Annotated in this window: 10 protein-coding genes and 1 pseudogene; 4 read left to right on the top strand and 7 right to left on the bottom strand. The window is 64.7% G+C overall.

Annotated features, from left to right (window positions below):
• Nucleotides 1-85: 85 nt before the first annotated feature.
• Nucleotides 86-1,480 (bottom strand): serine hydrolase domain-containing protein, encoded by a 1,395-nt coding sequence (locus tag G3I19_RS00125; RefSeq protein ID WP_164258055.1) that lies wholly within the window; start codon nt 1,478-1,480, stop codon nt 86-88.
• Nucleotides 1,481-1,745: 265 nt separating this feature from the next.
• Here G3I19_RS00125 and G3I19_RS00130 point away from each other — a divergent pair, with 265 nt between their 5' ends.
• Nucleotides 1,746-2,162, top strand: a complete 417-nt coding sequence (locus tag G3I19_RS00130) for a hypothetical protein (RefSeq protein WP_164258057.1) — start codon at nt 1,746-1,748, stop codon at nt 2,160-2,162.
• Nucleotides 2,163-2,736: 574 nt separating this feature from the next.
• On the opposite strand, the gene G3I19_RS00135 is transcribed toward G3I19_RS00130, so the two are convergent.
• The 5 genes from G3I19_RS00135 to G3I19_RS00155 form a co-directional block, all read right to left on the bottom strand.
• Nucleotides 2,737-2,892 carry a hypothetical protein gene (locus tag G3I19_RS00135; RefSeq protein ID WP_164258059.1) on the bottom strand — a complete coding sequence of 52 codons (156 nt, stop codon included), beginning with the start codon at nt 2,890-2,892 and terminating at the stop codon, nt 2,737-2,739.
• A gap of 440 nt (nt 2,893-3,332) precedes the next feature.
• On the bottom strand, nt 3,333-4,292 hold the full coding sequence (locus G3I19_RS00140; RefSeq protein ID WP_164258061.1) for a hypothetical protein: 960 nt from the start codon (nt 4,290-4,292) through the stop codon (nt 3,333-3,335).
• Nucleotides 4,273-5,271 carry a DUF3696 domain-containing protein gene (locus tag G3I19_RS00145; RefSeq protein WP_239073841.1) on the bottom strand — a complete coding sequence of 333 codons (999 nt, stop codon included), beginning with the start codon at nt 5,269-5,271 and terminating at the stop codon, nt 4,273-4,275. The genes G3I19_RS00140 and G3I19_RS00145 overlap by 20 nt, the downstream gene beginning before the upstream one ends.
• 104 nt (nt 5,272-5,375) lie before the next feature.
• Nucleotides 5,376-6,536, bottom strand: coding sequence for a DUF262 domain-containing protein (locus G3I19_RS00150; RefSeq protein WP_164258066.1), 1,161 nt, complete (start codon nt 6,534-6,536; stop codon nt 5,376-5,378).
• A gap of 474 nt (nt 6,537-7,010) precedes the next feature.
• Entirely contained in the window at nt 7,011-8,018 is a 1,008-nt protein-coding gene (locus tag G3I19_RS00155; protein ID WP_164258068.1) for a hypothetical protein, read from the bottom strand.
• Nucleotides 8,019-9,323: 1,305 nt separating this feature from the next.
• Here G3I19_RS00155 and G3I19_RS00160 point away from each other — a divergent pair.
• The gene (locus tag G3I19_RS00160; RefSeq protein WP_164258070.1) at nt 9,324-9,563 is read left to right on the top strand and encodes a hypothetical protein; all 240 of its coding nucleotides are present in this window, start codon (nt 9,324-9,326) and stop codon (nt 9,561-9,563) included.
• A 578-nt stretch (nt 9,564-10,141) separates the two neighbouring features.
• Here the strand turns inward: G3I19_RS00160 and G3I19_RS37145 are convergent.
• Nucleotides 10,142-10,479: pseudogene (locus G3I19_RS37145) on the bottom strand (IS110 family transposase); the annotation flags it as partial.
• Nucleotides 10,480-11,335: 856 nt separating this feature from the next.
• Here G3I19_RS37145 and G3I19_RS00170 point away from each other — a divergent pair.
• Both G3I19_RS00170 and G3I19_RS00175 read left to right on the top strand, forming a co-directional pair.
• Nucleotides 11,336-11,902, top strand: a complete 567-nt coding sequence (locus G3I19_RS00170) for a hypothetical protein (RefSeq protein WP_164258075.1) — start codon at nt 11,336-11,338, stop codon at nt 11,900-11,902.
• 3 nt (nt 11,903-11,905) lie between these two features.
• Nucleotides 11,906-13,030 (top strand): MAB_1171c family putative transporter, encoded by a 1,125-nt coding sequence (locus tag G3I19_RS00175; RefSeq protein WP_164258077.1) that lies wholly within the window; start codon nt 11,906-11,908, stop codon nt 13,028-13,030.
• Nucleotides 13,031-13,032 lie beyond the last annotated feature (2 nt).

Below are 13,032 nucleotides of genomic sequence, written 5' to 3' on the forward strand. Positions count from 1 at the left end.
GGGCCGCCGCCGCAGTGGGAGGGCCGGTCAGTGGACTCGCGCAGGTGGGTCCGTACCGCTCCGCCCGCCCCCTGGGGCAGCCCCGCTACGGCAGCCCCCGCCAGCCGTCCTCGTCCACTCCGCCCGGAACCGGTGCCGCCGGGTCGTACGGCTGCCGGGTGAAGACAAACGAACCCAGATTCAGGTGGTTCACTTCGCCGTCACGCCGGACGGGCCGCAGCGTCTCGCCCGCGAAGTAGCCGTCCAGCCCGGTCCAGCTGCCGTCCGGCTCCGCGCGGAACCGGGAACTCCGCCCGCCGCCGGCCAGCGGGCCGAACTCCATCCCGCCGTCCGCCGTCAGCCGCAGGGCACTCACCGATGTACCCCAGTACCAGGGGCCGGCCAGTTCGAGCAGGCCGGGAGCGACCTCCGGCAGCGGGCGCCACGGCTTCGGAATGGCTGGTTCCGAGTCCGCCACGATCCGGATCAGATCGGCGGCGACCTGCGGCCCGACCCCCGACGTGCTGTTCGAGAGCGCCACAGCGGCCACTCCGTCCGCCGCGCTCACCCACAGCCCGGCCACGAACCCCGGCAGCGAACCGGTGTGCCCGGCCAGCGTCCGGCCGTCACGCTGGGCGAGCTGTACGCCGAGCCCGTACCCGCCGTCCCACTGGCCCGCCTCCGGCGGGGCCGCGGGCGCGCGCATCTCCCGAACGGTCTCCGCACCCAGCACCCGGTCATCGCCCTCCGCCAGGAAGGCGGCGAAACGGCAGAGGTCGGCGGCCGTCGACCACAGTTGCCCCGCGGGCGCCATCAGCCCCAGGTCCTCGGCCGGTTCCGGAAGCAGCGCGTCAGCCCACGGGTGCACCGCCCACGCCCCGGCATGGGGCTCCTGCGGCTGGGCGCTCGTACGGTCCATGCCCAGCGGTACGCAGATCTCGCGCCGCACCACCTCCGCCCATGGCGCGTCGCGCAGCGCCTCCACCACCGCGCCGAGCAGGGCGTATCCCGGGTTCGAGTAGTGGTGGCGCCGGCCGGCCGGATGCACCTGCGGCCGTTCACCGAGCAGATCCGCGAGCGTGGGACGCAGCGCTGCCGACGACCGCTCCCACCACTCGCCCGGCGTCTCCGCGGCCAGACCCGCTGTGTGGCTGAGCAGTTGAGCGATCGTCACTGCGCCGACCCCGGTGCCCGGAAGGTGCTTCTCCAGCGGGTCCGCCAGGTCGAGCAGGCCCTCGTCACGCAGGCGCATCACGGCGACCGCGGTGAAGGGCTTGGTGATCGAACCGATCCGGTACTGCGTGTCCGCGTCCGGAGCGTGACCGTCCACGCAGCTGCGCGCCCCGGACCACACCATCTGCCCGTCCCGCATCACCGCCGCCACCAGGGACGGCACTCGCCCCTCGGACTGTGCGACAGCGATGCGGTGCAGTAGCGCCCGCCGGGTGGTGGGGAGGAGTTCAGCGGAGGGGTCCGGTTGCACGGAGTCTGAAGAGGTCATGGCCCGAGACCTACCAGACGGGCTGCGGCCCGTCGACGGCCCGCAGCCGGCGCCTGGAACGGCAGGAGCAGTGGGGACGACAGGAACGGCGGGAGTCGATGGCATACGGCGGGCCGCCGCCCGGCCCGGAAAGCCTGTTACAGGACGGTGACACACCGCCAACAACGCATGCGGGCCACACATCGTCTTTTCATGTGAGACCCACACCAACAGTATTTGTCTCACCTTTGCGTGAAATCAGAGCTCCTCACCGAAAGGGACACTCATGATCGTCACCAAGCGGCACTCTCTGCGCATCGCTGCCGTCGGCGCGCTCGCCGCCGCAACCGTCGCTCTGGCCGGAACCGCCGCCATGGCCGACACCGCCGCGCCCGCACCCAGCGCGCCCGTCGCACAGACCGTCGCCGCCAAGGCCGCCATCACGGCGAAGCCGTCGGTGAACTCCGTGAAGGCGTGGCAGCTCTTCCGGGTCACCGGCACCACGACCGGCCTCAAGGCGGGTGCCAAGGTGACCCTCCAGCAGAAGCAGGGCAGCAAGTGGGTCACGCTGCCCGCATCCTCGCCCATCACCCACAGCGGCTCGTACTCGCTGGGCGTCAAGCTCGGCATCAAGGGCAAGAACCAGTTGCGCATCGTCAGCGGGAGCACGGCGTCCCCGGTCTTCAACGTCACCGTGCGCTGATCACCGGACCTCCCCGTCCGACAGTGCCCCGGCGCCCACGGCTCCGGGGCACTGCCATGCGCACGGGGCGCACCGGACTCACAGGACCCATGGGCTCCAGATGTCAGGGGCGCACTTCCGCAGCCGGGGGCACCGCCACAGTCCCCTCATGCCGGATCACCGGGGCGCCGGATCACCGGTTCTCGCCGGATAACCGAGCAGCCACAGCCCACAAGAAAAGCCCCTCCGCCTGGCGTTTGCACAGGTCAGAGGGGCTTCTGGTGTGGAGCCTAGGGGAGTCGAACCCGAAATTGTTACCTTTCTGACCTGCGGAAACGCCGGAGAATCGGACATTAGGCCCTGTTTCCGTCCTCCTGCGTCCCGCTCTATCCGCCTCGATCAGGTCCCCGTGCTGACACGTCAGCACGGAAAAGTGACATTGCCCGCGCAAATCGAAACGACCGGATCACTCCACTTCACCCAGCGGTGACGCCGTAGCACAAAGAACCTCGAGCCAGCCGTTGCAGTGCTCCTGTCGGTCCGCAGGATTACTTCCTTGCCTGGCTCACCCAAGGCGAATGACGTTGACAGCGATTCATTTCTGCGAAGAGCTGTCCTCCACGCCTCTGGCATCCTTATACGGGTCGTTCAGGAAGAGGCTGTCGAGTTGGTCGAGAATCCGTACGCCACAGGGGAGCGTGATGCCGCCGATCGTCCCCGGGTGGACAAGCATCTCTGTGGCGCCGATCACGGCAAGGAGGGCCTCCTTCGCACCGATGACCGGAGCGAGCCGCTTGTGAAGGCGATGAAGTTGGCCAGCTCCACGGGCCAGGTCTTGCCCTCGTGATGCCACTCAGGGGATTCCTCCCGCCTCTGCGAGGACCCTGAGACCTGCCGCGACGAGGTGGATCCCAAACTTCGGGGTGAGCACTCAGCCAATCGATCGTGGCAGTCAGCTCATCTCCGTAGTCAACGGAAGCGGGATCTTCGACTCGCGACTCGGCGACGGGCTTGGGCAGCGCCTCCCTCGCCTGCGGGAGACTCACCTCCATCGGGTTGCCGTCGAGGATGTTGTAGAACAGCGCCCGGGTCATGGCCGCGGGCCCCTGGCCCTGGATCGCGGTGAACGGCTTGAGTGTCCAGGCAGTGTCGGCGGCTGCCCGCTGAGCATCCGTTTCGAACCGGTTGAGGTCAAGTACCGAGATGCTCGACGAAGAGGCCGATCAGAATCCGACCGCCCTGTTCCGGGATAGGCAGGGAGAAGTGCACACGATCATGACTCCACAGCCGCTTACCATGCCACTCGCAGCGGTACGGCACATCCTTGTACGTGACCAGCCGCTGCGCCCAGGCTTTGCCATTTTTCTTCGTAGATGGGCTTTCGGGCGAGACGTTCAGACCTAGGGCGGAGAACCGCGCTATGACCTGGTTTTGATCGCCTGCATGCTCTGACAAGGCATCGGCGAAATGGTCGTTGATGGCACCAAGTAGCTGCACGAGCCAGGGCATGACCTCGGCGTAGGAACCCTTGAATCGGTGGAAACCCAAAGAACGCTCAAAGATCAGTTCAGGGAAGGCCGAGCCCGACAGTGTGAAGAACTGACCCTCAAGAATGTTTTCACGGGTGTACACCTCTCGCCAGAACCCTGTCGCATCCGCCGGGTCGCTCATGATGTGGATCTCTACCTGGTCCGTATCACGGTCGACTGTGGTCCATCCCGAGGGGCCCGGGACAACCGGCACAACGAGACACGACATCGCCCGACCGACAGCCGCGCGGGCCAAAGCATGGGACATGCCCCATGACACCTCCGTATGAGCGCCACCGCTCACCCGTACAGCCTGGGGAAGGTCTTCCTCCTGCGGCTCAAGAACACGGCACTTGTCCAGTAGCTTTGCCAGCCGAACGCGTTCGTCGCGGGGAACCGCAGGATGAGGCGTGCAGGCGAGTGCGAAGAGAGTGAGCTGTGACCAGCACTCGGTCTCATAGGCGACGTCCATGAACGCCGCCTGCCTGCCATCAGCCACCCCCTCCAGCAGTTCCAAGAAGGTGCCAAGAATGTCTCGTAGACCGGCATCTGTCAGATGACTCCAGCCGAGGCTGCCTTCATCCAGGACGACGCGGTAGTCGTCATCGGGCTCGCCGGGCACGGGCCAGCCTCCCGAGGTCACTCTCGATCTGATCGAAGAACCCAGCGGGCCAATGGTCCAGCTCGCCCTTGTCATTGACCTGGATCGGTAGGGCCTGGTCGTGGTCGAAGTAGTGCACGACCATGTCAGTTGCAGGCAGAGAGCGGTCCTGGGCGACAGCCAGCCGGGCACCGTTGAGTACGTGATCGCTGTGGGTCTCCACCACGACTTGGACCCCACTGCCCGCCACTTGGGCCAGGAACCGCCCGAGTTTGGACTGCCCTGCCGGGTGCAAGTGGGCCTCGGGGTTCTCCACGAGCAGCAAATCTCCAGGCTCAGTCAGCAGCCCCGCGACGATGATCGGCAAGGCGTAGGAGACACCAAAGCCGGTGTTCGTCGGTCTGACCTGCTCTCCACCTTGCTCGGCCTCTTCGAACCGAATCGTGCTTGCCATGATCCCCACGGCCAGCTGAGCAGTAATGCGGATGGGACGAATGATGTCCGATGCCCATGCCTGAGCCTGAAATCGGGGCTGTGGGCTGCTGGCCCTCGGGTGGTGGAGTGCCTCACGGACCACTCTGCGGGAGCTCACTGCCCGCGTTTCACGCAAAGCCAGCACCTGGGCCGTGTATTCACCTTGCACCCCCACTCCAATCTCGTCCGGTTCCTGTGCGGAGACCGACAGAGTGTCGCGAGGGCCAAGACGTTCGGCGCAGAGATACGTAAAGCCGGCGCCTGAGTTATCGATACCTGGCACCGAGCCGGACGGAGCCTGCTTCACTCCCAGGTGCAGTGCGTGCTCCTCTTCAGGCAGGCTGAACTGGTACTCCCATACCTGGCCTTCCGGACCGCTGAGCCGCAAACCGATCTCTCGTTCCGGTGCGGCCCAATGCAGCACGTCGCGGGCCTCACCGAGGGCTAGCCCCAGCGGCCCATTCAACCGAACCGCACGTCCTTGTGTAACGGCTGCCAACCGAGCCAGCAACAGGGACTGGAGCATGGTGCTCTTTCCACCACCGTTCACTCCGGTCAGAACAGTGAGTGGACGCATCGCGAACGACGCTGACTTGAAGCACTTGAAATGCGTGACTTCCAGGGACCGAATCACAGTCCGGCCCTCGCGTCATGGGCAGCTGCATCAAACCGATAGGCGACCCGCCGTCGGTCAGCTGTGGAGGAAGTGATGGCGTTGAGGTACTCAACATCAGTGGTCATCCGCGTACGTGCGGCCTCCACGATGCTCGCGCGACGCCGTTTGAGGTCATCTGCGTCGTAATCCGCCACCGCGATCGACCACGTCTCGAACAGCGCCCGGTTGATGGGACTCCGTCCACTGGCATCGATGGGCCACTTACGGAAGGTGTGCTCACCGAAGAGCAGGTACGCATTGGCCATCGCCCCTTCAAAGGACCGTTCCAGCTCGCGCACCCGTACGTCCGGCACCCCCTCCGGGTCGTCCAGCAGCCGAGTGGCCTCCATCAGGAAGGTCTCCATGACCGGATGCTCAAGGTAGGCGTCCATGCCAAGCAGCCAGAACGCCGCGAAGCGCAACGCCATCTCACGATCATTCATCCTGATGTGACCGGTCAGCCCGTTCGTTGCCTCGCTGAACGCCCCCGTGTGCGTCATGCGCTTGAGGATGTCGCGGCTCCGCGGCCGACTCATGCAGTGCCGGATCTCCTGCGCATTGAGCGGTGTGCCACCCGTATTGATCCGCTTGAAGATGTCGTACATGACACCTGCCGGCGTCGTCGGATCGATCACGTTGACCACCAGCTGCGTGTTGTTGATCCGACGCTGCAGCTGCACAGGCAGGTCCTGGAAGCGGGCCCCTTCTGCGTCTTCGAGGTACTCCACGCCCTTGAGGGGGAACCCGGTATCCGTCCCCCTCACGAAGGCATGCAAAGTGGAGAGCCGCTGAAGCCCGTCGACGACGTGGAACGCGCCATCACTGTCCTCGGCGAAGTAGAACGCCGGGAGCGGGATCTGCAAAAGCACGGACTCGATGAGCAGAGACTTCTGCTCCGTGCGCCAGACCCGGCCACGCTGGAAGTCCGGCGCGAGCTCGAGGGAGCCTTCGTCGATCTGGTCGAGGATGTTGCGCAAAGAGAACGCGCTCGTCGTCACACGGATCTGCTCGGGATTCCACGGCCTTTGGATCACCCCCGCGACGCTGCCGGAGTCCTCCACTTCGACGCCGGTGGCCTGGCCGTCGAATACATCCTCCACCACATCCGGTGCCGTCTGCGTTGCCTCCGTAGTCATGCAGTCATCCTATTTGGCTGGTACCCACTGCCACCGATCAGCGAGTACCAGAGTCACCGAGCCGCAGGAGACTCGAAGTGCCCCAGCGCCCCGGGCGTGCACGGCCTCGGTCTACCGAAACTTGATGACCATGACTGGACCTCAGCCGATTCGGCCTTCTGAGTTCGGCTCGATCCTGGGCGTGTGCTGACATGTCAGCACACGCCTCAGTTGCACGCGGAATACAAGCAGGTCAGGCGGGCGAGGCAGCTAGTCCAGGTCGAGTGTGTAGGTCCGCCCGGTGGCCAGCTCGATGAGAAACCTGTCGGAAGTGCACCTCTTACCCGGTGTCGCTCAGCATTCGAGCTGAGGGCGGGCAGCAGGCAGCTCCGCGGAACAGCGACGGCAGCTCCTCCCGTCAGCCCTCCTCCTACCTCCAAGGACAATGCCCAGCTGAGACAGGAAAGGCTGCCCCCGCGCGGACTGTCTCAAGACTCATTCGGCCAGGCACGAGGTGACGACCAGGGTCGTCCCCTCCAGCGGGCTCCCCACAGTCGTCTGAGCCCACTCCGTGAGTACTCCTGGCTCCGCAGAGACCCTGGACAACAACTGGGCGACATCTTCGGCACTCGGAGTCGCGGGCAGCACACACCGGAGTAGGTGTTCACCGGTGGCGCTGCTGTACTCCTCCTCCCCCTTCTCCTCAGGGTCATCGGGCTCCCACCGGCACACATCGACGTGCCAGGCGTCCACGCCCTCACCACCAGGATCCGGGACGGAGACCGTCAGGAAGTGGTGATCCGCGTCGTACGGCTCGGCAAAGATCTCGGGGTACTCAAGCGAGAACATCCCGTCGTCCGCCTGCGCGGCCGACCACTGGTCGAAGGCGGTGACCAGCAGTCGCAAGTCCGAAACTGCCGCCTCCCGCTTCTCGCGGGTGATGCCTTCCTCAAGACGGTCCAATTCCTTCCGCGCTTCACGCGTCAGGAGGTGCATACCGCCCTTGTACGGAACGAACGGGAACCCGGAATCCCAGGAACGCTGGTTCCCCTCAGGCACAGGGACTGCCTCCGAGTACTCGGCGAGCGCATCGCGCAGCTCACGTTCCTCTGTCTCCAGCTCCGCCTCGATCGCGATCCGGATCGGAGCGGGTGCGGCCGCGACCGCCTCGTCCAGGTCCACCAGCGCCTGGTGAAGATCCCAGCAGACCCACTCGTACCAGAGGCTGTGCGCTCCGCTAAGGAGCCCAGCACGCGCAGCCCGGTCGGTGAGCGCTGCCAGATGCTCAGTGGGATAACGTTCCACCCGCCTACCCCGCTCGTCAAAGAGGCCCAGGGGTACTGTGGCAAGGGCGGAGATCCGATTGAGTGCCTCAACGATCGGTGCCGCAAGCTCTGCAGAACCGAGGCTCGTCACGGTGGACGACACGGCATCGTCCTCACGCCGGTAGACCGCCAGAATCTGCGTCTTCCCACGGTTCGCGTGTTGACAGTAGATAGTCATGCAGACGCCTTTCGGCCGCCGGAGCGCTGACATCCCGGCGGCAACGGAAGAGAACACGGGAAGAGGCGGTAGCGAAGGCGCGTTCCGACGCTCCATGCCTCGAAGAGATCAGCGGTGGTTCAGGTCCTGTCCCGAACTCCTTACTCCCGGGCAGGCTATCCACGCCACCCCGCCCCCGACAACCCCCGATGCAGCAGAAACCCACGTCCTGAAGAGCGCCGCGGAGTCTCAAAGATCCGCAAGAGCGCCGGACGACTAGCCATCGTCCACGATCCATGACAAGCCGGCCTGTGCCCGGACTGCCATCGATCACCAGGTCCAGAGTCGCCAGCAGGAGACGCAAAGCGTCCTACTCACCTAGGAGCGCACCGCCTCGGTCGGCTGAGCATGATGACCACGATCAGGGCCGGACCCCAGTCCACCCATCGGTTCTAGGAGATCAGCAGGAGGGCACGGACACTGCCCACGCCCAAGGCAGCAGCCTGCCGAAGCCAAACGTCAGCACAGCCGTGCTGACACGTCAGCACGGGAAAACGGGACAAAAAGACCCCCCTTTCTGCATTCATGCAGGTCAGGGGGTCTGTCGATGTGGAGCCTAGGGGAGTCGAACCCAAAATTGTTACCGTCCTGACCTGCGGAAACGCCGAAGAATCAGACATTAGAGCCCGTTTCCACCCTCCTGCGCCCTGCTCGCCCCTCCTCGATCCAGCCCCCGTGCTGACACGTCAACACGGCGTCAAGGTGCGTTGCTGAAGAAAATTCAGAGGTCCAGTCGGCTTCTACTTACCCTGCCAGACCGCAGATAAGACGTCTCCGCACCGTACTCGCATGAGCAAAGGCATCGAAGACTCCGCAGACGAGGGTCGACTGCCGCGCCAGCCCGGTCCCCACCACGCGTGACCTGGAGGCTCGATCGGCGAAACAGCGTACCCAGTCCAGTCGGCTCCGTACGCCAAGCCATGTCGGCCTACCGGACCTGACTCGCCCGACTCGGGCCCCGCACCTGTACCGCCTACCCCTGACCGGACGCTTGAGTCGGCCATGAAGGGCCCAGGGCTGTGCCGATGCCTGCGATCCAGAGAGACGGATCTTCCTCAGTGTGGGGCGCGGGGTGGGGCAACAACTGGGTAAGGTGAGGCGTGAGTTGAGGGTTTTAAAAAAACCCTCGCGCAAGTTGATATTACTCCGTATCGCACCAGTTACTGTCCGTTAGGCACTCTGCCCACAGTCAGTAGTCGAGGGTCACCCACTCAACTTGGGGTCGGCACGAGACGTACGGCCGGCCCCTGAACCCAAAGGGCCTCGGTGAACCTGCATATCGCCCCCGAGAACGGGCTGATCTTCGTAATCGGCTGCCTCGTCGGCCTCCTCGTATATCGCCAAACCCGGCGCGCCTCTGGGAACACCCAGATGGGCGGAGACCTAGCCATGGCCATCACCGTCGTGGCAGCAGTCGTCGCAACGCTGGCGCTGGTTCTTGGCATTGGCGGAGACCATGACCCGCGTGGAGACAAGTCGCCGACCTCCCCGACATCGACCCCGTGAACTATGCCGCAGGGACTTGGGCCTCTCAGGGCCCGAGCCCCCGCGCGCACGATGCGGCTACGCCAAAGCACTTGAGGTCACGGGACGCGCCGAGAGCCTGGCCCATCGCTCGCTCCACCCGGATCAGAGTGACGACACAGATGGCCCAGGTAGGCCCGTATCGCTCTCCGCAGGGGGCAACTTCCCAATCTCGAAGTCAAGTCCTGAAGGCTGGTCCAGAGTCTCCGATTCGGCCTGAGAGGGCCCCTGCTGCGGTTGCGGGCCTTGAAGGGTTGCCACAGGGTGAATTCGAACCGGCTCCGCACCAGCGGGGTCACCGTTGTGGAATCAGGTGAATCTCATGGCGAACGAGGAATCGGCCAGGGCCCGAACCCAAGGCGTCAAGAATCCGGGCAACTTCGCGAATGACCGGGAAAGGGCAACTGGAGCAGGACGCAAGGGAGCGCAGTCAAGCACGGGAGCGCAGTCAAGCACGGGAGAGGCCGCGAGCGGCCGGAAGAGGGCGTCCGCATCTGACCAGCAGAAGGAACAGGCCGACGAGACGCAGGAAGGCTGATTCCTCTCGGTCGACCGCTGCATCAAGGGGCTGGGCTGGTCTGGAAGGGCATGTGGTCGCGGATCATCGCCCAGAGCACGTTGACAGGCGCCGCGTGAGGGCGATGACGGCTTGCTTGTGCCCCTTGCCTTCCTTCCGCTTCCGCGTAGTACGCCTTCGAGATCGGACACCAGAACACACTGACCTGGAAGGCGGACAGACGCGTTACAGGCCGCGGTGATACCGCCGCGGCCTGTGCAGGTTCCCGCTGACCTTCCCTGAGCCCCACAGGGCCGGGGCCAGGCCGGCGAACCCGGCGAGGCGGTCGGGGCCGGCGAAGGCGGCGAGGTCGCCGCCGGCCGTGAACTCGGCACCATCGACTTGAAACGCCGCAGTTCGGGGCCGCGAGAACGTTAGCGACATTCACGCTGGTTTGCTCGTGGCAACTTATGCCATTTCCTATATGGCATCGGCAGCCACACACACAAGCCGACCGTCACGACGCAGCATGCCAATACTCACTAACAGTGTCTGCATAATAGCTAAAAGTAGTCAACTATGGGCTCAATGTTCCGCTCGGCGTGACCCAAAAGCGTAGCTGCGAAGTTTGTCTGAAATGCCTTAGATAGCCATGATGACCCTTGCTGCAAGTAGGCAGCGTTGCCCCTTTTCTAATCCTTGTCGCCTCACAATCGAAGCCCAAAGTCACGAATTCATAACAGAGTCACCATTGGTAATTGCAATTTGAAGCGTTCACGACATGCGGCAAACTTGCAGCTCAGAGCATGATCAGGCGCCCAGTTAGGCGATTTGGTGCCTTTTTAGACGTTGCGGGGAGCGCTGGGCGAGACGGGACGATCATGGTTTTTAGGCCATGTCTTGTCCGAGGCGTCACGTACTGTCCAAGAAGGTTCCCGGAGGCTCTACTGACGCAGCTTGCGGGTGATTCACCGCGACTTCGCGTTAGCGAAATCAGCGTGCGAAAGCCATCAGGAGGCCCGGCATCAAAGTCTCCTGATGGGGACCTCGCAGGTCCCAGAGCTCTCCCGCCTGCCGTCGTGGAACGTCGTCGACACAGGGCGGTGTCGAGCAGCCGGGAGCCGTCACCGCCGGTTGAAGGAGTTACCCAATGTGGCCAGGAAAGAGCGGTCGCACCGTGGCTGAGTCAAGGGCTCCCGCCCTAGGCGCCGCGAACCGCGGGCGCCTCGGGCGCTGGCGCATAGCCACGAACCGAACGGTGGAGCGTGACTTGCATCGCCTGATCCGCCGCGAGCTGCGAGATCTCGGGATCAACCCACCGCTCGATGTCGACGTACTCTGCCGGGCTCTGAGCAGCAGGCGTGGACGGCCGTTGTACCTGCGGCCGGCGCCCCTGAAGAAGCCGGGCCACTCCGGGGCCTGGTGCGAGTACGAGAATTTTGACGTCATCCTGTACCAGCAGGAAACGACCCGCCTCCACCAGGAGCACATCATCCTTCATGAGGTGGGTCACATCCTCCTGGCCGACAGGGAAGAGGCCGCAGCAGAACCAGCGGCCGTGGGCGCTGAGGTCGCCTTTGATCCGGAACGGCAGGCTGCGGAGATCGCCGACTGGGCCAGCGTGCTTCCGCTGTTCGCCCCAGAGATGATCAAGCGCATGGCGCGGCGCTGTTCTTACGACGACGGCGAGGAGTGTGCAGCCGAACTGGCGGCGACCATCATTCTCGAATGGTCATCAGTGCTGGATACTGCGGCTCCGATGTCGGAGGATCCGTCGCTCCGACGCGTGCAGTCTGCTCTCGGTGACCGGCGGGGATGGCTGTAGGTCATGGCCCTGCTACTCCTGGGACTTTCGGCTGCGGCTGTCTGGAAGCTCATCCAGCTGAAGCGATCCCCACATGACGCCCCCTTGCGTTCCGTCGCCTTGTGTCTCCTCTGCGCGGCGGTGTCCAACCTCTTGGCGATGCCGGGGGGCGAGGCCGGTGTTGAGTCAGTCGCCGGAAGCGGGACCGCAAGGCTCATTCAGAATCTTCTTCTGCTCCTCACGGTCTACTTCCTGATGTGCTTCTACCTGTATTCGGCCGACGGGCAGGCAGGACGCCGCAGGGCCAGGATCGAGGCCGTCGTCGTGGCGGTTGTCGGCGTCGCGATCACCGTTTGCGCTGAAACGGTCCCGGCGCGGGAACTCGCAGGAACCTTCACGTCGGGGGACATGACGGTTTCGCAGGTCGCCCTCTTCTTCAACGTGGCAGGCCTCTACCTCATGTACGCCCTGGGCATGGCCGCGTACTGGACCCGCCGCTATGCCCGTATGTCGCGGCGCCCACACTCGACAGGTCTGTGGATGGCCGCCGCGGGCCTGAGCTTGATGGCCCTGGAGTGCGCGATACGCGCCGTCATTGTCACCGTCCGATGGGCGGGCGCAACGGTCCCGGAGCCGATCATCATCGCGGTGGCGTTCATGCTGATGGCCTCGATCTTGGTCTTCGTCGCGGGTATCACCTACTCAGGCGCGCGTGCCAGGATCGCTTCGCTACAGCTCTGGCTCCGGCACCGGCGGGACCACCGTCGGCTTTACCCGTTGTGGGCCTTGTTGTCGCAGGCGTATCCGCAGCATGTCCTGCCGCCGGCCTCTCAGGCAGCTCTCGACCGGTGGCGGGCCCGGAGCGTGCACAGGCGGTATCACCGCAGGATCGTGGAATGCCGCGACGGCCTGGTGGATATCAGCCCTTACCTGATCAACGAGGAAGACGACGCCACCGCAGTTCTCGACCTCGACTCCGTCCAGCTGGCGGCTCGGCTCCGCCGGGCCTCCACACTGGTGGGGCAAGGCACCTCCGCTCCCCGCACGGTTGTACCTCTCGCTATGGCGGCCGGGGGCGATCACCGGTCGGATGTGAGACAACTGATCGCGGTGTCAGACGCGTTGCGCGCGGAGCGCGGCCTGCAGTGAGC

The organism is Streptomyces sp. SID10853, from assembly GCF_010548145.1.
In the GTDB taxonomy this organism is placed as follows: domain Bacteria; phylum Actinomycetota; class Actinomycetes; order Streptomycetales; family Streptomycetaceae; genus Streptomyces.

Coding starts and splice junctions, on each gene's coding strand:
- G3I19_RS00175 (WP_164258077.1), top strand. CDS start 11,906: ATGGCCCTGCTACTCCTGGGACTTTCGGCTGCGGCTGTCTGGAAGCTC.
- G3I19_RS00130 (WP_164258057.1), top strand. CDS start 1,746: ATGATCGTCACCAAGCGGCACTCTCTGCGCATCGCTGCCGTCGGCGCG.
- G3I19_RS00125 (WP_164258055.1), bottom strand. CDS start 1,480: ATGACCTCTTCAGACTCCGTGCAACCGGACCCCTCCGCTGAACTCCTC.
- G3I19_RS00155 (WP_164258068.1), bottom strand. CDS start 8,018: ATGACTATCTACTGTCAACACGCGAACCGTGGGAAGACGCAGATTCTG.
- G3I19_RS00150 (WP_164258066.1), bottom strand. CDS start 6,536: ATGACTACGGAGGCAACGCAGACGGCACCGGATGTGGTGGAGGATGTA.
- G3I19_RS00145 (WP_239073841.1), bottom strand. CDS start 5,271: ATGCTCCAGTCCCTGTTGCTGGCTCGGTTGGCAGCCGTTACACAAGGA.